This window comes from Pseudomonas sp. LS-2, assembly GCF_003605735.1.
Lineage (GTDB): Bacteria > Pseudomonadota > Gammaproteobacteria > Pseudomonadales > Pseudomonadaceae > Aquipseudomonas.
Genome location: NZ_QXTJ01000034.1, coordinates 22,715 through 44,287 on the forward strand (window position 1 = coordinate 22,715; position 21,573 = coordinate 44,287).

The 21,573-nt window shown below is 61.1% G+C and carries 20 protein-coding genes and 1 pseudogene; 9 read left to right on the forward strand and 12 right to left on the reverse strand.

Annotation, left to right across the window (positions count from 1 at the left end):
- Position 1: 1 nt before the first annotated feature.
- The 4 genes from gspG to D3M70_RS20025 form a co-directional block, all read right to left on the reverse strand.
- Positions 2-427: a type II secretion system major pseudopilin GspG gene (gene gspG, locus D3M70_RS20010; protein WP_120127419.1), complete on the reverse strand. Its 426-nt coding sequence runs from the start codon at positions 425-427 to the stop codon at positions 2-4.
- A 10-nt stretch (positions 428-437) separates the two neighbouring features.
- Positions 438-1,640 (reverse strand): type II secretion system inner membrane protein GspF, encoded by a 1,203-nt coding sequence (gene gspF / locus D3M70_RS20015; RefSeq protein ID WP_120127420.1) that lies wholly within the window; start codon positions 1,638-1,640, stop codon positions 438-440.
- 2 nt (positions 1,641-1,642) lie between these two features.
- The gene (gene gspE, locus D3M70_RS20020) at positions 1,643-3,367 is read right to left on the reverse strand and encodes a type II secretion system ATPase GspE (RefSeq protein ID WP_120127421.1); all 1,725 of its coding nucleotides are present in this window, start codon (positions 3,365-3,367) and stop codon (positions 1,643-1,645) included.
- A gap of 82 nt (positions 3,368-3,449) precedes the next feature.
- The gene (locus D3M70_RS20025; protein ID WP_120127422.1) at positions 3,450-3,677 is read right to left on the reverse strand and encodes a hypothetical protein; all 228 of its coding nucleotides are present in this window, start codon (positions 3,675-3,677) and stop codon (positions 3,450-3,452) included.
- 468 nt (positions 3,678-4,145) lie between these two features.
- On the opposite strand from D3M70_RS20025, the gene D3M70_RS20030 reads away from it, so the two are divergent.
- Positions 4,146-6,884 (forward strand): glycoside hydrolase family 3 protein, encoded by a 2,739-nt coding sequence (locus D3M70_RS20030; RefSeq protein ID WP_120127423.1) that lies wholly within the window; start codon positions 4,146-4,148, stop codon positions 6,882-6,884.
- A gap of 99 nt (positions 6,885-6,983) precedes the next feature.
- Here the strand turns inward: D3M70_RS20030 and D3M70_RS20035 are convergent, their stop codons facing one another.
- Positions 6,984-7,610 (reverse strand): TetR/AcrR family transcriptional regulator, encoded by a 627-nt coding sequence (locus D3M70_RS20035; RefSeq protein ID WP_120127424.1) that lies wholly within the window; start codon positions 7,608-7,610, stop codon positions 6,984-6,986.
- A gap of 389 nt (positions 7,611-7,999) precedes the next feature.
- On the opposite strand from D3M70_RS20035, the gene D3M70_RS20040 reads away from it, so the two are divergent.
- A complete protein-coding gene (locus D3M70_RS20040) occupies positions 8,000-8,236 on the forward strand; it encodes a hypothetical protein (RefSeq protein WP_120127425.1) in 237 nt (78 codons plus the stop codon).
- Between the two features lie 146 nt (positions 8,237-8,382).
- Complete coding sequence (locus D3M70_RS20045) at positions 8,383-8,904, forward strand: GNAT family N-acetyltransferase (protein ID WP_120127426.1); 522 nt, start codon at positions 8,383-8,385, stop codon at positions 8,902-8,904.
- Here D3M70_RS20045 and D3M70_RS20050 read toward each other — a convergent pair.
- Both D3M70_RS20050 and D3M70_RS20055 read right to left on the reverse strand, forming a co-directional pair.
- Entirely contained in the window at positions 8,889-9,233 is a 345-nt protein-coding gene (locus D3M70_RS20050; protein WP_120127427.1) for a hypothetical protein, read from the reverse strand. The two genes, D3M70_RS20045 and D3M70_RS20050, sit on opposite strands and share 16 nt — an antisense overlap.
- A 175-nt stretch (positions 9,234-9,408) precedes the next feature.
- Positions 9,409-9,765: a hypothetical protein gene (locus tag D3M70_RS20055; RefSeq protein ID WP_120127428.1), complete on the reverse strand. Its 357-nt coding sequence runs from the start codon at positions 9,763-9,765 to the stop codon at positions 9,409-9,411.
- 251 nt (positions 9,766-10,016) lie between these two features.
- Between D3M70_RS20055 and D3M70_RS20060 the strand changes: the two genes are divergently transcribed.
- Complete coding sequence (locus D3M70_RS20060) at positions 10,017-11,111, forward strand: DUF3616 domain-containing protein (protein ID WP_120127429.1); 1,095 nt, start codon at positions 10,017-10,019, stop codon at positions 11,109-11,111.
- A gap of 59 nt (positions 11,112-11,170) precedes the next feature.
- Here the strand turns inward: D3M70_RS20060 and proP are convergent, their stop codons facing one another.
- Entirely contained in the window at positions 11,171-12,673 is a 1,503-nt protein-coding gene (proP, locus tag D3M70_RS20065) for a glycine betaine/L-proline transporter ProP (protein WP_120127430.1), read from the reverse strand.
- A 521-nt stretch (positions 12,674-13,194) separates the two neighbouring features.
- On the opposite strand from proP, the gene D3M70_RS20070 reads away from it, so the two are divergent.
- Positions 13,195-13,713, forward strand: a complete 519-nt coding sequence (locus tag D3M70_RS20070) for a GNAT family N-acetyltransferase (protein ID WP_120127431.1) — start codon at positions 13,195-13,197, stop codon at positions 13,711-13,713.
- Here D3M70_RS20070 and D3M70_RS20075 read toward each other — a convergent pair.
- Complete coding sequence (locus D3M70_RS20075; protein WP_120127432.1) at positions 13,710-14,552, reverse strand: DMT family transporter; 843 nt, start codon at positions 14,550-14,552, stop codon at positions 13,710-13,712. The two genes, D3M70_RS20070 and D3M70_RS20075, sit on opposite strands and share 4 nt — an antisense overlap.
- Positions 14,553-14,728: 176 nt before the next feature.
- Here D3M70_RS20075 and gcvA point away from each other — a divergent pair, with 176 nt between their 5' ends.
- On the forward strand, positions 14,729-15,658 hold the full coding sequence (gcvA, locus tag D3M70_RS20080) for a transcriptional regulator GcvA (protein ID WP_120127433.1): 930 nt from the start codon (positions 14,729-14,731) through the stop codon (positions 15,656-15,658).
- A 64-nt stretch (positions 15,659-15,722) separates the two neighbouring features.
- On the opposite strand, the pseudogene D3M70_RS20085 reads toward gcvA, so the two are convergent.
- Positions 15,723-16,523 (reverse strand): annotated as a pseudogene (locus D3M70_RS20085) (formate/nitrite transporter family protein); the annotation flags it as partial.
- Between the two features lie 57 nt (positions 16,524-16,580).
- Positions 16,581-16,991 carry a cyanase gene (gene cynS / locus D3M70_RS20090; protein WP_120127434.1) on the reverse strand — a complete coding sequence of 137 codons (411 nt, stop codon included), beginning with the start codon at positions 16,989-16,991 and terminating at the stop codon, positions 16,581-16,583.
- 244 nt (positions 16,992-17,235) lie between these two features.
- On the opposite strand from cynS, the gene D3M70_RS20095 reads away from it, so the two are divergent.
- Both D3M70_RS20095 and D3M70_RS20100 read left to right on the forward strand, forming a co-directional pair.
- The gene (locus D3M70_RS20095; RefSeq protein ID WP_120127435.1) at positions 17,236-19,125 is read left to right on the forward strand and encodes a sigma-54-dependent Fis family transcriptional regulator; all 1,890 of its coding nucleotides are present in this window, start codon (positions 17,236-17,238) and stop codon (positions 19,123-19,125) included.
- Positions 19,126-19,214: 89 nt separating this feature from the next.
- A complete protein-coding gene (locus D3M70_RS20100; protein ID WP_120127436.1) occupies positions 19,215-19,703 on the forward strand; it encodes a GNAT family N-acetyltransferase in 489 nt (162 codons plus the stop codon).
- Between the two features lie 7 nt (positions 19,704-19,710).
- Here D3M70_RS20100 and D3M70_RS20105 read toward each other — a convergent pair whose 3' ends face one another.
- Entirely contained in the window at positions 19,711-20,664 is a 954-nt protein-coding gene (locus tag D3M70_RS20105; RefSeq protein WP_120127437.1) for a GlxA family transcriptional regulator, read from the reverse strand.
- Between the two features lie 219 nt (positions 20,665-20,883).
- Here D3M70_RS20105 and D3M70_RS20110 point away from each other — a divergent pair, with 219 nt between their 5' ends.
- Complete coding sequence (locus D3M70_RS20110; protein WP_120127438.1) at positions 20,884-21,495, forward strand: TetR/AcrR family transcriptional regulator; 612 nt, start codon at positions 20,884-20,886, stop codon at positions 21,493-21,495.
- Positions 21,496-21,573: the final 78 nt, after the last annotated feature.

Genomic DNA, 21,573 nt, shown 5'->3' on the forward strand with positions numbered 1-21,573 from the left:
GTTATTCCCAGTTACCGAGGTCGGCCTTGTAGCCGTCGCCACCGGGCTGGCCGTCCTGTCCGAAGAAGATCAGGTCGAAGCTGCCGTGCTCGCCGGGGAAGCGATAACCGAAGGCGTGGCCGAACGGATCCTTGAGGTCCGATTGCTTGGCGTACGGACCGGCCCAGCCGGTGGCGTTGGCGGGTTTGGTCACCAGTTGCTGCAGATTGGCCGGGGGCGAGCCGACATCCAGGCCGTAGCTTTCGATCTTCATGCTCAGGCTGGCGAGTTGTGCCTTGCCCGCGCCGTACTTGCCTTTGTCGACGTTGCCGCCGACCTGACGCACGACGATGGTGGCGACGATGCCGAGCAGCACGATTACCGCGAGCATTTCCAACAGGGTGAAGCCGCCCTGGCGACGGCCTTGGGCTGGTTTGAATCGAGTCATGTGTGTTTCCTCAGATGTTACTGGTCAGGCTCATCAGCGGGAGCATGATGGCCAGCATGATCACCGCCACCATGACGGCCATGACCACGGTCAGGCTGGGTACCAGCGCCGCGAGCATGCGGTCGATGCCGCGCTTGGCCTCGACATCGAAAACGTCGGCGACCTTGAGCAGCATGCTGTCGAGATTGCCGGCCTGTTCGCCGACCTCGATCATCTGCAGCGCCAGTTCCGGCAGCAGCGGTTGTTCGCCGAATGCCTGCGCGAGGGTGCCGCCACCCTTGACCCAGTCGGTCGCTTGCTCGACCTGAGCGCGCAGGGCGTGGTTGCCACAGACCTGGCGAACGATGTTCATGGCTTGCAGCAGGGCCACGCCGTTGCTGAGCAAGGTGCCCAGCGTGCGGGCCAGTCGCGCGGCCTCGATGCGTTGCAGCAACGGGCCGATGACTTTCAGTGAGAGCACGCGGCGGTCGTGTCGCTGGCGCCGTTGCGGATCGCGACGCAGCACCGCGATGCTCCAGATCGACGCCACGATGGCCCCCAGCAGTAGCAGGCCATAGGCGCTCAAGAATTCGCCCAGCCCGAGAATGGCCTGAGTGATCCATGGAATCGGAACCCCAAGATCGCGGAAGATCGGTACGAACTGCGGCACCACATAAGCCAGCAGCAGAGCCAGCGAACCGAGGACGCCCACCACCAGAAAGATCGGGTAGATCAGCGCGTTGACCACTTCGCCGCGCAGCTTCTGGCTGCGTTCCAGGTAGTCGCCGAGTTGACGCAGTGTGTTCTCCAGCGAGCCCCCGGCCTCACCGGCGCGGACCATGCTGATATAGAGGCTGGAAAACTGACCGTGCTCTTCTTCCAGCGCCTGACTCAACGGCTTGCCGGCCTTGACCTGCTCGCGCACCCTTTCGAACAGCGCCAGGCGCTTGGGGTCGTGGTTCTGTCTGAGCAGCGTGCCCAGCGCGCGTTCCAGCGGTTGGCCGGCGCCGAGCAGGGTCGCCAGTTGCTGAGTGAAACTGACCAGGGCCGCGCCGTTCAGTACGCTGCGACGCATCACGGCACCCAGCCCGCTGTTAGCGCCCGCTTCCAGACTGAGCAGCAACAGTCCCCGCTTTTGCAGGGTCGCCGCCGCAGCGTTCTGATCGCTCGCTTCCAGTGTGCCGTTCTGCGCGACACCGTCAGCGTCCAGCGCCCGGTATTTGAAATGGGCCATCGTCAATCGCCGCGCGTGACGCGCAGCACCTCTTCCAGAGAGGTCACACCGGCGACGGCCTGACGCAGACCTTCTTCGTACAACGTGCGCAGACCGCCACGCCGGGCGGCCTGCTCCAGCGTGGCGGCATCGGCCTGGCGCATCAGCAGGCTGCGCAGTTCTTCGTTCATCACCAGCAATTCGGTGATCGCGCTGCGCCCGTGGTAGCCACCGCCGGGCAGTTCGCTGGCCGGCCGGTAAAGCATGATCGGGCGCTGCTCGGTGAAGCGTTCCAGACCGTGTTCGGCCACCAGTTCTGGCGGCGCTTCAAAGGCAATGCGCGTCACGGGGTCCAGGCGACGCACCAGTCGCTGCGCCAGAATGCCTTTGACGGTCGAGGCGATCAGGTAGCTTTCGACGCCCATGTCCAGCAGACGGGTGATACTCGCCGCGGCGCTGTTGGTGTGCAGGGTGGACAGCACCAGGTGGCCGGTCAGCGAAGACTGGATCGCGATGCGGCAGGTTTCCAGATCGCGCATCTCACCAATCATGATCACGTCCGGGTCCTGGCGCACGATGGAGCGCAGCGCCCCGGCGAAGTCCAGGCCAATGGAGGGTTTGACCTGAATCTGGTTGATGCCTTCGAGCTGATATTCCACCGGGTCTTCGACGGTGATGATCTTGCGCTCGGCGGTATTGAGCCGCGACAGCGCGGTGTACAGGGTGGTGGTCTTGCCGGACCCGGTGGGGCCGGTGACCAGCAGAATGCCGTGGGGGTTTTCCAGCACGTCGAGAAAGTTCTGCAGGCGCTCGCCGTCCATGCCCAGGCTTGGGAAATCGAAACTCACGGTCTGGCGGTCGAGCAAACGCATGACCACCGACTCGCCGAAACTGGTCGGCACTGTGGACACCCGCAGGTCCAGTTCCTTGCCTTGTATGCGCAGCATGATCCGTCCGTCCTGCGGCAGACGGCGCTCGGCGATGTCCAGGCGGGCCATGATCTTCAGGCGCGAAATGATCGCCGCCGAAGAACTCGAAGGCGGCGCTTCGGCTTCGTGCAGAACGCCGTCGATTCGATAGCGCACTTTGAGCTGGCTTTCGAAGGGTTCTATATGAATGTCCGAGGCACGTTGCTCGACCGCGCGTTGCAAGATCAGGTTGACCAGGCGAATGACCGGCGCTTCGGATGCCATATCCTTGAGATGCTCGATGTCTTCCTCAGCGCCGTTGTGCTCGTCCATCGTTTCGATCAGCGAACCCATGGCCGAGCGACCCTGACCGTAGAAACGCTCGATCAGCCCGTCGACTTCGCTGGACAGTCCGACCGACACATACACCGCTGTCTGACAGGCATAGCGCACGGCTTGCAGCCCATAGACGTTGCCAGGGTTGGCGGCCAGCACATGCACACCGTCCGCGTGGCTGCCGATGGGCAGCAGGCGATGATGACGCATGAAGCGCTCACTCAGCGCGGGCAGGGCATCCCCCGGCTGCGGTACGGCGTCGGATATCAGTAAAGGTGCCTCAAGGGACGATGCCCACGCCCGGGCCAGGTCCATTTCGGACACCAGACCCAGGCGTGTCAGCAGTTCAGTCAATGAACTGCCCGGGGATTCTTGTGCCAGTCGGCGTGCCCGGTCCAGATCACCGGTCTTGAGTCCGGCATGGTCCAACAGCCACGCGCACAAGTCTTCAGACGCGTGCTCGGTCAGTTGGTCGAGGTGGACAGGATTCAAAGTATCGGACACGAATGGGCTTCAAGTAACGACGAACAGAAGGGGACTTTCGGGCGTCCCCTCGTTCGTGGGTAATAAAGGAATAGTAATACTGTTAGTGGGTGGTGCTGGAAGACTTCTGAGTCGGACGGCCACGCTTGTTTTCGTCGGACTGAACTTGTTTGTGCTGTTTCTTTTCGACTTTCACGTTCTGGGTTTGTGTCATTACGGTCGAATCAGGTGCGCCGGATACCGAATCCTGAGTGGTCGATTCTGCTGCCATGGTCGTGGTGGCAATTGCGAATGTCATGGCAGCAGCGGCGCCAAGTAGTGGCAGTTTCATATGATGATTCTCCGATGTAAGTAACAGTGTTGAAATGATTGCATGCCGCGTGTTTAACGCTCTAGACACAGGGTTTCACTTGGAAACCCTCCCGTATCCATTAGGTTTCAGGCAGCTTCAGGTCATTTTTGCTAAACCTACAGACCAGTGGGTTTAGCGAGAGTTCAGCGAGTGTATCAAAAAATGTCGATCTTTTTCGTCTTGCATATTTTTGTTTGACTTCAACTAAAAACCATTGCCTTAATTTAAATGGCGCGGGGGTCTACCGCGTCTTTAACTGGCGCTGTGCCAGTAACTTTGGTTTTACCTAACCTGTCGCCCAAGTTCGTTGCTTGCAGGTGCGTCACTTTTCTTTGTCCGCTGTTTCTCTACGAGACTTCGGTATAGGCGGCGTATTGCCCTGAATAAGGGGTTGTGGCCTGTCAACTGCGGCAATTGCGCACAGGCGATATCTGGAGAGTTTTTCTTATGCGAACCCGTAGAACTTTAGGTGCTCATTCGGCACTGGCTCTGTTGAGTCTGGCCATCGGTCATGCCAACGCGGCACAGACCACCACTCAAGAGCAACTGGCAGCCAAGGAAGTCCGTGCCGACAAGGCTGCCGAGAAAACCCTGGCGAAGATGACCCAGGAAGAGAAGCTGGCCTATATCGGCGGGATCGGCGGTTGGGACGTCAAACCGTTGCCGCAATACGGCGTGCCTCAGATTCACGGCGCAGACGGTGGCGCCGGGATTCGCTACACCAGCGAAGGCAACGACCCGGGCGTGGTCTACCCATCCGGTCCTAACCTGGCGGCGACCTTCAACCCGCGTCGCGCCCTCGACTTCGGCCGTGCGCTGGGTTACGACACCGCCTCCGGTGGCTATCAGTTCGTGACCGGTCCCGGCATGAACCTCTATCGCATGCCATGGAGCGGTCGGGCCTTCGAATACCTCTCCGGCGAAGATCCTTTCCTGGGTGCCAGCCTGGGTCCAGCGGTGATCAACGGTATCCAGCAGCGTCGCGTCTGGGCCGAAGCCAAGCACTATGCGGGCAACGACCAGGAAACCAACCGCTTCATCCTCAACCAGGTCATGCCCGAGCGTGTCTTGCGCGAGATGACCCTGCCGCCGTTCGAGTCGGCGACCAAGAACAGCACCGTCGCCATGATGATGTGCTCGTTCCAGAAGGTGAACGGTGAGTACGCCTGCGAAAGCCCGCACCTGATCGCCGACATCCTGAAGAAGGAATGGGGCTTCAAGGGCCTGGTGCAAAGCGACTACAACGCCATCGTTCACGGTCTGCCAGCCGCTCAGGCCGGTTCCGATCTGGACATGATGGGCGGCCAGATGAACAGCTCGGTGCTCAAGCCGTACCTGGACAGCGGCGAGCTGGACATGGCGACCATCGATGACAAGGTTCGCCGTACCCTCAAGAACATCTACCGGCACCAGGTCGACAAGTCCGCGCCGCTGACCACCCACAACACGAACAGCCCCACCAGCAACAAGGTTGCGCTGAACATCGCCCGTGAAGGCATCGTGCTGCTGAAAAACCAGAACGACGTCCTGCCGCTGGACAAGGCCAAGGTCAAGCGCATCGCCGTGGTCGGGGATCTGGCCAAGTACGCGCCGCCGACCGGTTTCGGCAGCGCTCACGTCGACGCCACTCACTACATCAGCGAACTGAGCGGCCTGCAGCAGATGGCGCCTGGCGCCAAGGTCGAGTTCCTCGACGGCCTGTCGCTGGATCCGACTGCCTCTACCTGGACCACGACCGACAGCAAGGGCAACGCCGTCGCCGGTCTGAAGACCGAGTTCTTCACCAACGCCAACTGGGCCGGTGATCCGTCGGCCACCCGCATCGACACCCACGTCGACATGGACTGGTCCACCGACGATCTGCCGAGCAATGGCGACACCGCCAACACCTCGATTCGCTGGAGCGGCCAGATGACGCCGGTCACCAGTGGCGAGCAGGTGTTCAAGGTGCGCGCCGACGGTGCGGTCCGTCTGTGGGTCAACGGTGAGAAGATCATCGACAACGGCGATGGCGAGAACATCACCAACAAGAGCATCCCGCCGACCATTCCGGTCTCGGGCAAGATCAAGCTGGAAGCCGGCAAGGCCTATGACGTCAAGCTCGAGTACTCGCGTCGCGACGGTTACCTGTCCACCATGGGCGGGCTGGTCGGCGTGCAAATGGCCTGGGCTTCGTTGACGGCGCCGCAGGACCTGTCCAAGTACGACGCCGTCGTCGTGGCCGTGGGCAACAGCAGCGAATACGAAGGCGAAGGCTTCGATCACAGCTTCGACCTGCCCGAGTATCAGAACGAGCTGATCCAGAACATCGCCAAGGCCAACCCCAACACCATCGTCACCCTGCACGGCGGTACGGCCCTGAAGATGAGCGACTGGATCGATCAGGTCCCGGCTGCATTGCACGCGTTCTATCCGGGCCAGAACGGCGGTCAGGCACTGGCCGAGATTCTCTTCGGCAAGGTCAACCCGTCGGGCAAGCTGCCGATCAGTATCGAACGCAACATCGAAGACAACCCGCTGTATGCCGATTTCCCGAACTTCGACAACACCCGCACGTTGAAGGAAATCAGCTACAAGAACGACCTGACGATGCTGGGCTATCGCGGTTACGACAAGACCGGCACCAAGCCGCTGTTCGCCTTCGGTCACGGCCTGTCGTACACCCGGTTCACCTACAACAACATTTCGGTCACGCCGGGCGTTGCGGTGGGCAATACGCCGATCAAGGTCTCCTTCGACCTGACCAACAGCGGCCAGCGCGCCGGTTCCGAAGTGGCCGAGCTGTATGTCGGTCAGCAGAATCCGAAAGTCGAACGCGCCGTCAAAGAGCTCAAGGGTTACAAGAAGGTCTTCCTCAAGCCGGGCGAAACCCGTCACGTCACCATCGAACTCAATGATCGTTCGCTGGCCTACTACGACGAGACGAGCAAGCAGTGGGTGGTCGATGCCGATACCTTCAACATCAGCCTGGGCGCGGCGTCGGATGATATCCGCCTGACCGCCAAGCTGGTCAACTCGTTCCGTCAGGAACTGTCGACCACCACCAGCAACCCGCTGCCGCGTTCTGCGCTGAACTCGGTCAAGGCGGTGCTGCCTGCGGTCAAGACCGGCGGTGTCTTCGATCAGGATGAAAATGTCGACGACAGTAACGGCAATGCCGATTACGACGGCAACACCGACTATTGATCGGTAATGGCGCGGGGCAGGGGGCGGGCTTGAACGCCTGGCGCCGACCTCGCCGCCAGTGAAACATCGGGGTGATCCAGTGACTGGATCACCCCTTTTTTACGCTTGAATGTCCCGCTTGACCTGGGCCATGTAGCTTTCAAAGTTCTTCACCAGGTCGACCTTTTCCGGAAAGCGCAGCCATTGCAGCTGCAAGCCGTCCATCATTGCCAGCACTTGCTGGATGATCCCGTCCAGATCCACATCGCCGCGTACTTCTCCGGATGCCACGAGGTAGTCGAGGCGGGCGCGCATGCGTTCATGGATCATCTGATAGCGCGACTGGAACCACTCCCAGGCCGGGTGGCTGTCCACCAGACTCTCGGCATTGAGAATGCTGAACGCGCGAATCACGCCGGGCGCGGTGGCGTTCGAACGATTGATCTGCTGCAACCCTTCGATGAAGCCATCAAGGGTCGGTTCGATCTGCATCTGATCGGCCACTTTCTGGTTGACCTCGTCCCGGCGTGTGAGCACGGCCATCAACAGTGCGACCTTGTTAGGGAAGTGGTGCAGCACGCCGGCCACGGAAATGCCGACGAGGTCGGCGATCCGGGCAATGGATGCGCCGGCGTAGCCTTCTATCGAGTACAGCCCGAGTGCGGCGTCCAACAGTTCTTCTCGGCGTTTTTCGCCTTTGGGGGCTCGGCGGGTTCGGGGAGCGGTGTCTGGTGTTTGTCCTGGCATAAACGGTTTTCTGGCGCCTCCATTGCTTGCAGGTCTTTCCGCGGCTCGGCGACGTTCATGTCGAGATGCCGCAGTGCTCGTCGCATGACGACAGGAGCATCGGTTTTATGTGCCCTGTTTAACGGCGCCACCGTTTTTAATCAAGCGCAAATGCGATCGTGCTGATCACCCCGCGCGTGGTCGCCGGAGCCAATCAGGCGCGGCAGGTGACGGATGACTATCGTCAACAGATGCAACTCATGCAGCGTTGATCCGTTCGCACGCACGGTGCACGGAAAGCCATAAAGCCATCCGACGCGGGGTCGGGCGTGGCATGAACGGGTCTGAACTAAAAACTGACCAGCTAGTCAGGATGTCAGGTTCCTTACTCTCAGCACGAGGATTCACCCATGCGCACCTACACCCTGCACTACCTGTTCAACGGCGAGCCCCGCACCCATGCTTTCGAACTCAAACAGCCGCATCTGCCGCTGCACGAAGCGGCCATGCACTTGCTGCAACTGCACTTCGGCGACAGCGAAAACAGCCTGATCATGCCGAACGCAGAAGCCACACCGGAGGAAATTGCCAAGCAGGCCGAGCGGGTGGGGCTGACCCGGATCGAGGTCGTCGACCAGCCTGCCTGAGACCGGGCCAAGCACTGCCACTGCCCGAACCCGACGTTCACGACAGGACGACTGTGTGCGTCGTGATTTTCGGGCAGACTGGCGACGCTGTTTTGCGTGCCGACGCCCTCGGCAGCGTTTGATGAACACCACAAGGGATGTGATCCATGCAGTCTTTCAGCGTTCGTGAACTGAGCAGTGGCGATACCGACGCATTGCTGGCGTTCGAAGCCCACAACCGCGAATGGTTCGAGTCGCAAATCGATGCGCGCGACCCCGCGTTCTACACGTCTGCGGGAGTCGCCGAGCACATCGAGCGTTATCTGTCCGACTTTGCCAGCGGCATCTGGCACCCGTTCGTGATTCAGGACCCGACCGGGCGGATCGTTGGCCGGGCCAACCTGAAAGCCATCGACTCGGCACAGGGCCTGGCGGAAGTCGGCTATCGAGTGGGCCAGGAGGCGTGCGGCAAGGGCGTGGCGACGCTGGCGCTCAAACATCTGATCCAGCAGGCTCGGTCGCGTTGGGCACTGACCGCGTTGGTTGCGTATGTCTATCCGGACAATATCGGGTCACAGAAAGTGCTGGATCGCTGCGGGTTCGTCCCCGAACCGCGATGGGAGGCGCAACAGATCGGCACTGAACGGCGCTTCGTGCTGACCCTCTCGGCGCCTCAATCCGCCCGGTAGGTCCAGACCATTTCGACCACGCGTTCGGAAACGACCACGTAGACGACCACGATCAGGATTTGCAGGACGGTGTGGTAGCGCAGGCGGGACAGCCGACGAATGCCATCGCTGATGTTCAACACCATGAGAATGCCGGAGAGCACGATCAAGCCCCAACCGGTCGTGCCGGCCGCCATCGGGCTCATGAACACATGATGGCCGCTGCGCAGGGCGTCGGTACCTGCGGCCAGCAGCAATGCGCACAGCACCATGTTCTTGAAATTGTCGAATATCTTCGGGCTGACATCGTTGTCCAGCAGCTCCAGATAACGCTTCCATAATCGGTGCATTTGATTCACCTGGCAGGCCGTTCGTATCGCGTGCCTAGTCAGGTTAGACCGATGTCAGCACATTGCCTGATGCAATCGGCCGATGCTCACTCGATGCTCGAGTCAGGACAGCGGTGCGCGATACGAACGAAAAGGCCGCTGCCAGTGATGGCAGCGGCCTTTTGCCGGGCGGGACTTACCAGCGGCCATCCCCACGGCCATGGTCGTAGCGATGGTCATACCCGCGATCATGGCCGCCGTTGTAATAGCGATGGGGCGGTGGCGGGGCGAAGCGACGGTACTCGACCCGAGGCGCCACCGGCACATAGGCCACTGGCTGGTACACCGGCTGATAACGGGGTTGTGGCCGGTATTGCTGGTATTGCGGGCGATAGTGATCGTGGTTCGAGTTGCTGATCACGGTGGCCAGAACTGCCCCGACGGCGGCCCCCGCGATGACTGGCACTACCACGTTGCGCTCGCTGGCGCTGGCGGCGCCCGCAGCGAGCAGGCAACCGGACAGGATCAAGGCTTGGGTCATCTTCGAAAACATGGTGTCTCCTCTGGCGATGTGTTTGGGTTCGCCATGGGTGTATGAAACACCGGATCGGTGTAAACGAACGTCCAGACTCCGTAAACGTTGAGTAAAGGATCAACGTTCACCCTCGACACGAAGATAGTCGTTGGCGGTCTTGATTTAGATCCACCAGCGACTAGCCTCGAACCAACAGACTTTCACTGCTCCAGTGCGGCTAGCCACGCGTGCTTTGGTCCGTTGCTGATCGATGAAAGACAGGAGGTCACATGAGCAAACGATGCAAGGTGGCGATGCTGAGTTTCGACCCGGCGAATGCGTCGTTGCGCGACGGTCTGTCGGTGGCGGTGCAGATTGGCAACTCACTCTGGCTGGCCAACGACGAAACCACGAGTCTCGAGCGTCTGAACATTCAAACGGCGGCAGTGGGGCAGGCGATCCTTTGCAATGAACACCGTTCGTTTTCACTGCTGGATTTGCTGAATCTGCCGCTGAAAGATCCCGAAGCCGAGATCGATATCGAGGGCGTGGCCTTCGCGCCTGAATCCGGCTACCTCTGGCTGACCGGGTCCCACAGCCTCAAACGCAAGAAGCCCGAAGTCGATAGAACGGCCGAGAAGAACATCAAGCGGCTGTCGACGGTCACGGCGGACGGCAACCGCTTTACCCTGGCGCGAATCCCGCTGGTACGACAGCCTGACGGCGATGTCCTCGCTCGAAAGGTGGACGCTGACGCCCGGACTGCAGCCCTCTTGCGTGGAGACGAAACCGGTAATGATCTGACGACCGAGATCGCGGCCGACGATCAGCTGCGCGACTTTCTTCGCATCCCCGGTAAGGACAACGGCTTTGACATTGAGGGGCTGGTGGTTATCGGATCTCGACTTTTACTGGGACTGCGTGGGCCTGTTTTGCGCGGATGGGCGGTGCTACTGGAAATCGAACCCGAACTGAGCGCCGGCTCGACCGACACCCTCGTGCTGAAGAAAATCGGCCCGAATGGGCGGCGATATCGAAAGCACTTTCTGGCTCTCAACGGTCTGGGAATACGCGATCTGTGCATGCAGGGTGACGATCTGCTGATCCTGGCCGGGCCGACAATGGATCTTGATGGTCCTGTCACCGTGTTCCGGTGGCGGGGCGGCTTCACGGCGGATGGCGAAAGCGTGATCTTCGCCGATCAACTGGAAAGCGTACTGGATATTCCGTTCGGACAAGGCGATGACCACGCCGAAGGGATGTGTCTGTTCCAATCGGGTGAGGCCACTGAGCCGTCTTTGCTGGTGGTCTACGATAGCGCTGCACAAGGCCGCAAACACGGCGAAACGGATGTCGAAGGCGATCTGTTCTGCCTTGGGCAGTAACAGCTTGCAGACAATCGCCGCAAGGCCACCCCATGGCGGGGCGGCCTATGATCAACCCCTCAGTCGATCCGCGGATGCTGTTGCGCCAGGTCCTTGCGTTTGGCTTCGAGTTCGGCGATTTGCGCGTCGATGTCTTCGATCTTCTGTTCGATGTTGTCGTGGTAATCCTCCAGCAACTCCCGCGCTTCCTCGATGTTGGACGCCGCAGGCGCTGCGCCGCGCAGGGGTTTGTTGGCGGTTTCTTTCATGGTCAGGCCAGTCATCAGGCCGATCACTGCGATGACCATCAGGTAGTAGGCCGGCATGTACAGGTTTTCAGTGGTCTCCACCAGCCAGGCGGCCAGGGTCGGGGTCAGGCCGGCGATCAGCACCGAGACGTTGAAGGCGCTGGCCAGCGCGCTGTACCGGATGTGGGTGGGGAACATCGCTGGCAGGGTGGACGCCATGACGCCGATGAAGAAGTTCAGCACCACCGCCAGAATCAGCAGGCCGGCGAAGATCAAACCGATCTTGCCGCTGATGATCAGCATGAACGCTGGAATCGCCAGCAGAAACAGCGCGACGCTGCCCACGATGATGAAAGGCCGGCGGCCGATCTTGTCACTGATGAAGCCGATCAGTGGCTGGACGAACAGCATGCCGACCATGATCGCGATGATGATCAGCACGCCATGGTTTTCGCTGTAATGCAGGTTGTGCGAGAGGTAGCTGGGCATGTAGGTCAGCAGCATGTAATAGGTGACGTTGGTCGCCACCACGATGCCGATGCAGGTGATCAGGCTGCGCCAGTGCTTGGTCGCCACTTCCTTGAACGACACTTTCGGGCCGCCTGACAGGCCTTCGCGGTCGCCCTGTTCGAGCTTTTCGACATGCTGCTGGAACGCCGGGGTTTCTTCGAGGGCGTTACGCAGGTAAAGACCCAGCATGCCCAGCGGCAGGGCGAGGAAGAACGGCAGGCGCCAGCCCCAGGCCTGGAACTGCTCTTCGCCGATGACTGTGGAAATCAGCACCACGATGCCCGCGCCGAGGACGAAACCGGCGATGGAGCCGAAGTCCAGCCAACTGCCGAGGAAGCCGCGCTTGCGGTCCGGGGCATATTCAGCGACGAAGATCGAGGCGCCGGTGTACTCGCCACCGACCGAAAATCCCTGGGCCATTTTCGCGAGCAACAGCAGGATCGGCGCCCAGATGCCAATCGAATCATAGGAAGGGATCAGGCCGATGGCGGTGGTGCTCAGGGACATGATCACGATGGTCGCGGCGAGGACTTTCTGTCGTCCGTACTTGTCGCCCAGGGCGCCGAAGAACAGCCCGCCCAGCGGGCGTATCAGGAAGGGCACCGAGAAGGTCGCCAATGCGGCGATCATCTGTACGCTGGGGTCGGCACCGGGGAAGAACACCTTGCCCAGCACATAGGCCACAAAGCCATAGACGCCAAAGTCAAACCATTCCATCGCGTTGCCCAGCGCAGCGGCGGTGATCGCCTTGCGCATCTTGGCGTCGTCGACGATGGTGATGTCGTTCAATCCGATGGGACTGACGCTTTTCTTACGTGATTTCATGACCGATTCCCTGTTACTGATCTTCCTTGCCGCAAACCCTGGCGCCGCACAGGAAGAGACGGACGACCGTCGCGCTCAGTCGACGCTAGCGATTTGCTGGCATGGGCTACTTCGAATCAGATACGGGGAAAGGGCAAATAATTCACCGTGTGACCGGATATTTCCAGCCGGGCCTTGAACCGTCCGGCTCGCCGGCAGTGGCGCCTACAGAATCGCTGCCGCCGGCAAGCCGGGCTGCTACGGCCTTCGGCCAGAATCAAACGTCGTCATGATCGTTCCCGCGCTCCAGCGTGGGAATGCCGCCCGGGACGCTCCGCGTCCACATCGCCGCACTTTTCGGCTTTCGGTGATGCGCGCGTCTCGGCGCCGCCGGGATCAATGTCTCGGACATGACTGATATTGCAATCACCCATCTTCGCCTTGCGGCAAAAAAACATCGACCGGGAACTGGCGCTCGCCGAACCAATATGGACAATGCGCCGAGCAACGCCTGCACATGTCTCCGCCAACAGGAACTCCCTATGCCCACCCTCACGTTTCGCAACGCCGTGCCGTCTGACGCGCCGCGCTGCTATCAGATCGAATCCACTGCCTACGAAGGGGACGAAGCGGCGACGCTGGAGAAGATCCAGACGCGCATCGCCCAGTACCCGCAAGGCTTTCTGATTCTCGAAGACGCCGGGCAAGTCGTCGGTTTCATCAACAGCGGCTGCGCCCATGAGGTGGTGATGTCGGACGAGGCGTTCAAGGAACTGGTGGGCCACTCGGCCGAGGCGCCGAATGTGGTGATCATGTCGGTGGTGGTCGATCCGGCATTTCAGGGCAAGGGTTACGCGACGCTGCTGATGCGCGAGTTCGTTCAGCGCATGACCGACCTGCACAAAACAACCCTCCACCTGATGTGCAAGGAGCGCCATGTGCCGCTCTATGAGCGCATGGGCTATCGCTACGTTCAGCCGTCTCCTTCGGACCACGGTGGCATGGCCTGGCATGAGATGGTCATGACCCTCCAGGCTCAGCCGGTTCAACCCTCAGCCTAAAGTCCCAGCAACACCGCACCGACGGCAACCACGACGCAGACGATCCAGCGCCTCGCACTCATCGCTTCGCCGAGGAAGATCCGCCCGATCAACGCGGCGAACACCACACTGGTTTCGCGCAGGGCGGACACCCCGCCCATGGCGCCCGATTGCATGGCCCAGATCACGATGCCATAGGCACCGATGGACACCAGCCCCCCACCCAGCGAAGAGGCCACGGCAGCGGGGTGAGTGCGGGTCGGACCGACCAGCGCCGCAAGCCCGCGACTGGCGACGAACAGCACCGGCATCGACCAATAGAACATGAACATCCACGCGGTGTACGCCATGGCCTGGCCGTTGGATTGGCGTACCCCGATACCGTCGATCACGGTGTAGAGCGCGATGATTGCGCCGGTGGAGAGCGCGGTCAGGATGTCCGCTCGGGACACGTGCCGGTCAAGGAGGGCGAGGGTCAGAATCCCCCCCGATATCAAGGCGATCCCAAGACCGTGCAGCGCACTGATGCCTTCCTGCGCAAACAGCGCCGCGCCGAGGGTCACAAGCAATGGCGACGAACCCCGGGCGATGGCGTAGGCCACCGACAGGTCACTGCGTTGGTAGGCGCGTATCAAACTCATGTTGTAGACGATATGCACCAGCCCCGACGCCACGATGTACGGCCATGCCCCCGAATCCGGGGCTGGCAGCACCCGCACTGCCACCGTTGACACCACGGCGATCACGATGCTCATCCAGGTCATGGACAAGAAGCGGTCGCGGTTGCCATGCAACATCGCATTCCAGGCTGCATGAAGGACGGCAGCAAGGAGGACGAGACCTCCGGTGGCACTGAGCATGGCGGTTTTCCGGTCGGGGGCAGTGGGGGAAAGGTCCAGCGCTATAGATACCGCTGAACGCTGGGGCAGAGGCAAGCGTTGTCTGATCGACGCTTGTATGATCGGCAAATTATCTATCTTGGTGCGCGCTGACAAACCAGATAAATTGCCGCTTCACATCAAAAGAACTATTGCGAATGAAACGAGTGCTGCCCCCTCTCAACGCATTGCGAGCCTTCGAGGCTGCAGGCCGACTGTGCAGTTTCAAAGAGGCAGCGGCGGAACTGCATGTCACTCAGGGGGCGATCAGTCAGAGCGTTCGTCTGCTGGAGGACTGGTTGGGCGCGCCCTTGTTCGAGCGGCACAATCGGCGAGTGGTGCTGACGGCAGCGGCGAAGGCCTACCTGGCTGAAATCGGCCCGTTGTTCGAGCAGCTTTCGCAAGCCACGGCACAGTTCGGCTCGCCAGGCTCGGTTCCGCGCACGTTGTCCGTCAGCGCGCCGGCGACATTCACGTTGCGCTGGCTGGTGCCGAGACTCGAAACCTTTCGCGACCGCTATCCCGGCATCGAGGTGCAGATTCAGACCTCGAACAAACCGGTGGAACGGTTGAAGGAACCTTGCGACATCGTGATTCGTGGCGGCCCGGATACGCTTTACGGCTATGCGACCCGCGCCTTTCTGACCGAGGAAAGAGTGCCTGTCTGCAGCCCGGCGTTGTTGCAGCGAATGCCGCTCCTGGTGCCTGAAGACCTGCGGCGGCACACGTTATTGCACACCTCCAGCCTGCCCCGGCTGTGGCCCGACTGGCTGGCCAGCGCCAGTCTTCCCGCGCTCAAGCCGGTGGCCAATGTGGTGTTCGATCATTTCTACCTGACCTTGCAAGCGGCCATCGACGGACTGGGCGTCGCCATGGGGCCCACTGCGCTGGTGTCCAGCGACCTTGCGGCCGGGCGATTGGTCATCCCGTTCGCCCAGCCTCGTCTGCTGTCGCGCAGCTATTGCACCTACGTGCCCACCGAGAAGCTGGCGGACGACACAGTCCTGCTGTTCCGCACCTGGCTGGAGGAAGAGGGCAGCCTCAACGTTCAGCCGCTGCACGAGCGCTGGAAACCGGAGAGCCGGTGACCGTAGCGCCAGTCACTGCAGCGCTCGCCGCGGTGGCTCGCCGTTGCGGGTGCTCGACGACGTTGCGCCTGGCGGCCGTGCGGATATGGGTGCTGTACAGCGTAAGCCCGGTGAAGGCCAGACCACCCACCAGATTGCCCAGCACGGTCGGGATTTCGTTCCAGACCAGGTAATCCATGACCGAAAACCCGCCGCCCATGATCATCGCCGAGGGGAACAGGAACATGTTCACCACCGAATGCTCGAAGCCCATGAAGAAGAACAGCATGATCGGCATCCACATCGCGATGACCTTGCCGCTCACCGAGGTTGAGATCATGGCGCCGACCACGCCCATCGACACCATCCAGTTGCACAGCATGCCGCGCAGGAAAATCGTGAACCAGCCACCCACGCCGTAGTGCGCATAGCCCAGTGTGCGGGCCTCGCCGATGCTGGCGATCTTGTCCCCCACCGCGCCAGGCGGCGCGTTGAAGCCGTAGGTGAAGACGAACGCCATCATGAATGCCACCGTCAGGGCGCCGGCGAAGTTGCCGATGAACACCAGCCCCCAGTTGTTCAACACCCGGTTGATCGTGACGCCGGGGCGTTTGTCCAGCAGGGCCAGCGGTGTCAACACGAACACACCGGTGAGCAGGTCGAAGCCCATCAGATAGAGCATCGAGAACCCCACCGGGAACAGCACTGCACCGAGCAGCGCCGAGCCGGTCTGTACGGCGATGGTCACCGCGAACACGGCCGCCAGCGCCAGGATGGCCCCGGCCATGTAGGCGCGAATCAGCGTATCGCGAGTGGACATGTGAATCTTGGATTCGCCGGCGTCGACCATCTTGGTGACGAATTCGAACGGAAGCAGATATGACATCGGGATGACCTCGTGGCGAGCGTGAGCGACTTCGATGGGCGTGATGAAAAGACGCGCTTACCAGGAGCGGTAGGGCAGGAACTTGCCGTTCAGGGTGACCAGCACGCGATCGCCCTTGGGGTCTTCGACCTTGTCGACGTGCATCGAAAAGTCGATGGCGCTCATGATGCCGTCGCCGAATTTTTCCTGGATCACGTCTTTGAGGGTCGGGCCGTACACGCCAACCAGTTCGTACAGGCGATAGATCAGCGGATCCTGCGGGATGGCCTGATCCCATGCCTTGGTCGGGAACACGGTCAGCGCCGCCGCCACATCGTCCCCCAGCTCCAGCGCCTTGCAGATCCGCGCTGCGACGTCTGCCGGGGCGCTGTTCATGCCATAGCAGACGGAAGCGACCCACACTGGCGCCTTTTCCGCCGCATCGGCGAGGCTGTCCCAGCTCAGGTTCAGACGTGCCTTGGCGGCCATGNCTCTGCGATAAGTGATTGGCCGGACGCGGTCGGAAGGCAGCGTTCCTTGAAGGGGCTATAGCGAGAGATGTGCCAGTTTTGCGGGATCGGCTAACGCGTTGAAAACGAAAGACTTTCCAGCTTGACCGGTTGACATGTGAACTCACGAAATTTCGTCAATGACGAAATGTGGTGAATTTAATTACGAATATTCGTATTTTCCGAGGGCATTCGCGTGGCGTTCAACCAGAGGGGTAACCGCAATGACCGGGCTGCGATTCATTGATGAGGCCATCGACTGCGCGTCTCAGGGCATGCTGCTCGTCGATCCCCAGGCCGACGCATTGGTACAGGCGAACGCGGCAGCGCTCGCGTTGCTGGGCTGTCATCAAGACGAAGCAGTGCCCACGCGCTTCAGCCATTTTCTCGGTGAAGGCCTGTCACTCTGGGTCAGCTTCAGCGACGAGGTGCTGACGCAGGGCCAGGCCTGGTCGGACGACCTGGTGCTGGTGGACCTCAGCCGGCGTCAGCACGCGGTGGAAGTCAGCGCCAGTGCGTTGGCTGACGGCAGGCGCATCCTGTTCACGATCCAGCAAAGGGACCTGCTGGAAACCCGGCGCAACCGATCCGAAGCGCGACGCCAGCATCGCCTGGGGCATGTCGGGTGGGAGCGTATTTCACAGGTCTTCGAGCGCATCGAGCGACAGAACCGGATGATCCTCGGCGCCGTCGGCGAGGGGATCTACGGCCTCGACGCCAAGGGCCAGACCACGTTCATCAACCCGGCGGCCGAACGCATCCTGGGCTGGAGCGCTGCCGACATGGTCGGTCACGATGCCCATCAGCTGTTCCATCACAGCCACAGCGACGGTACGCAGTTTCCGGTTCTGCAGTGCCCCATTCATGCCTCGTTCAGCGACGGGCAAGTGCACCGAGTGGACAACGAAGTGTTCTGGCACAAGAACGGCGAAGCCATCGCGGTGGAATACACCAGCACGCCGATTTTCGAGATGGGCCGTCTGGTGGGTGCGGTGGTGCTGTTCCGCGACATTCGCGAACGCCAGTTGGCCGAGCAGCGCCTGCGTGAAGCCCTGAATGAAGTCGAGCAACTCAAGCAGCGGCTGGAGGTGGAGAACCAGTACCTGCAGGAAGAGATCAAGGCCGAGCGCAACCACCATGAAATCGTCGGCGAAAGCCCGGCGGTGCTGCACTTGATCCGGCAGATCGAGCTGGTGGCGCCGACCGATGCCAACGTCTTGATCAGCGGTGAGTCCGGCACCGGCAAAGAGTTGATCGCCCGCGCGATTCACGCCAGCAGTCGCCGCCGCGATCGTCCGCTGATTCGGGTCAACTGCGCGGCCATTCCACGTGACCTGTTCGAGAGCGAATTCTTCGGCCACGTCAAAGGCGCTTTTACCGGTGCGGTCGCCACTCGGATGGGCCGTTTCGAGCTGGCTGATGGCGGCACACTGTTCCTCGACGAGGTCGGTGAGATTCCGCTGGAATTGCAGAGCAAGCTGCTCCGAGTGCTTCAGGATCAGCAGTTCGAGCGGGTGGGCGACAACGTCACACGGGTGGTGGACGTGCGGGTCATCGCGGCGACCAACCGTGATCTGCGCGCCATGATCGGCGAAGGCGGATTTCGCGAGGACCTGTATTTTCGCCTCAACGTTTTCCCGGTGCGTTCGGTGCCGCTTCGCGAGCGCATCGATGACATTCCATTGCTGGCGAGCCACTTTCTGCGACGGGCATCAGTGGCGTTCAACAAGACCGGCGTGCGCCTGCCGCTGGCGCAAGTCGAACTGCTCAAGCGCTATCCGTGGCCGGGCAACATTCGCGAACTGGAGAACGTCATCGAGCGACAGATGATCGTGTCCCAGGACGGGCGTCTGCACTTCGACGATTTGATGTCGGCCGGGGCACGCCTGCAGATCCCCGTACCGACCACCCCGGGCGATGGCGACGAACCGGTGCCGGACGAGACGCTCATGCTGCGATTCAAGGCCAATGCCGTGGCGACGCTCAAGCGCACGGCCGGCAAGATCTCTGGCGAGGGCGGTGCCGCGCAGTTGCTGGGAATCAAGCCGACCACGCTGGCTTCGCGGCTGCGCAAATGGGGGATCGACCCTCGGGATTTCAAAATCCGGCGATGAGTCGAGGGTGATCGTGGTTGCGTCTTTACCGGTAGAAATTCGCGATGCACTATGACGCCCTTTGAACCTGCACAGGAGCGTTTTCCGCCATGTCCGACATCCGCATCGAGCGTTTTGCCCCCGGCGATGAACAAGGCATCCTCGACCTGATCGTGCCGATTCAGCGTGAGGAATTCGGCATCGCGATCTCGGCCGAGGATCAGCCCGACCTGATGGCGATCCCCTCGTTCTACCAGACCGGCACCGGCGATTTCTGGGTCGCGCGACAGCAGGGGGAAGTGGTCGGGACCATTGGCCTGAAAGACATCGGCAATGGCGATGTGGCGCTGCGCAAGATGTTCGTAGCAGCCCCATGGCGGGGGCGCGAGTTCGGTGTGGCCACGCGCTTGCTCGAATGCCTCATTGCAGCCGCACGGGAGCGCGGCGTGAAGACGATCTATCTGGGCACGACGGCGAAGTTTCTGGCTGCCCACCGCTTCTATGAAAAGCACGGTTTCGACCTGATCGAACAGACTCAACTGCCCGCCAGTTTCCCGGTGATGGTGGTCGATACCCGGTTCTATGCGCTGAGCCTGTAACGCTCTGTCAGCCTTCCACTTGCGCGGGCGCTGCGAATAACGCTTTCTGCATGGCTTGGGGCGGCTTGCCGAAGGCGCGCAGAAACGCCTGGCGCATGCGCTCCCGGTCGCCGAACCCAGTCGCCTTGGCCACCACTTCCACTGGATGTCGGCTGGTTTCCATCATCACCCGTGCCGCTTCCAGGCGCAGGCTTTCGATGGCCTTGGCCGGGGTTTTTCCGGTCTCTTCACGAAACACCCGGCTGAACTGACGAGGGCTGAGTCGCGCCACTTCGGCGAGGGCCTCGACCGACAGGTCGTCGGTCAGGTTCTCCCGCGCATAGGCCATTGCCAGCTGGATACGATCCGATTTGGGGTCCAGTTCCAGCAGTGCGGACAACTGCGACTGCTCGCTGCCACGGCGCTGGTAGATGATCAGCTTGCGAGCGATCCTGCGGGCGAGGTCGCTGCCCAGATCGTTTTCGACCATGGCCAGCGCCAGGTCCAGGCCAGCGCTCATGCCGGCGCCAGTCCAGATCTGCCCGTCCACTACGAACAGGCGGTCTTCTTCCAGCTGAACCTGAGGATAACGCTGCCTGAAGGCCGGGGCGTGCAACCAGTGCATGGTGGCGCGCTTGCCCTCCAGCAATCCCGCTTCGGCGAGCACGAAGGCGCCGACGCACAGCGACACCACACGCCGGGAGTTCGCCGCAGCGGTGCGCACCAGCTCCAGTAGCGAGGCTTGCGGCGTGTCCAGTTCCAGATAACCACTGACAATGACGGTGTCGTAACCTTCGGCCCGCCATGGGCTGCTGTTAACGGAAAAGCCCTGAGAGCACATCACCGCCCCGCCTGACTGGGACACCAGATGAAATTCGTAGGCCTGTTCACCCCGCAAGAGATTCGCGCATTCGAATACCGAGCCCAGAGAGAGGCTCAGGGACTGAAAGTTGGGGTGAACGACCAGCGCGACGCTGTGCATCAGGATTCTCCGGGTGAACGGGCGAGGGGGGATTGTCATGGCGCGTCACGCGCTTGGCAATGTCCGTGACCGACAAACCGGTCAATGCGGTTCTGGGCGAAGGGACGGACATGAGCAATGTCCGAAATCCTTGCGGATTCGACATTGTGCAAGTTTTTGCCCGCTCATAGTATTCGCTTCATTGAGTGAGACGACTGGTCTACTTAGAGGGCAACGATAATGGCCGTGAGCGAAGTTAAAAGTGTCAGGCAGCATATTCTCGATGTCGCGAAGTCGATCATTGGCAAGAAAGGGTACTCGGCCGTTGGCCTAAATGAAGTGCTGAAAGTCGCGAAAGTTCCGAAAGGTTCTTTCTACCATTACTTCAACTCAAAGGACGCATTCGGGGTGGCCATGCTGGACGGTTATTTCGACGTTTACATGGAAGACATGGGCCGGATATTCGCCCGCGTCAACCTGACTGAACAGCAAAAACTGGAGTTGTACTGGCAGCGCTGGATCGATAACCAGACCGGCGAGACCGATGCGGGGAATTGCCTGGCCGTCAAGCTCGGCGCAGAGGTGGCCGACTTGTCCGAGCCCATGCGCCTGGCGCTCGAGCGCGGTACATCAAGGATCATCGGAGCCCTGGCGGCCTCAATCGCCCTGGGTCTTGAACAGCGTTCCCTGAACGTGAGCGAGCCGCCCAAGCGCGTGGCGTTCTGGTTGTATTCGTTGTGGTTGGGTGCAAGCGTGATGGCCAAGATCAGGCAGAGCGCCGCGCCTTTCGAGGACGCCAGAATAATGACCGCTCTGGTCCTGCGTCAGGGGCGGGAAACAGCACCGCGATAACGGCTGGCCCTTATAGAGTTTGAATGTAATCACCTGATCTTGTTTGTCCCGCGAAACCGTAGGGATCGAAGTTGTATC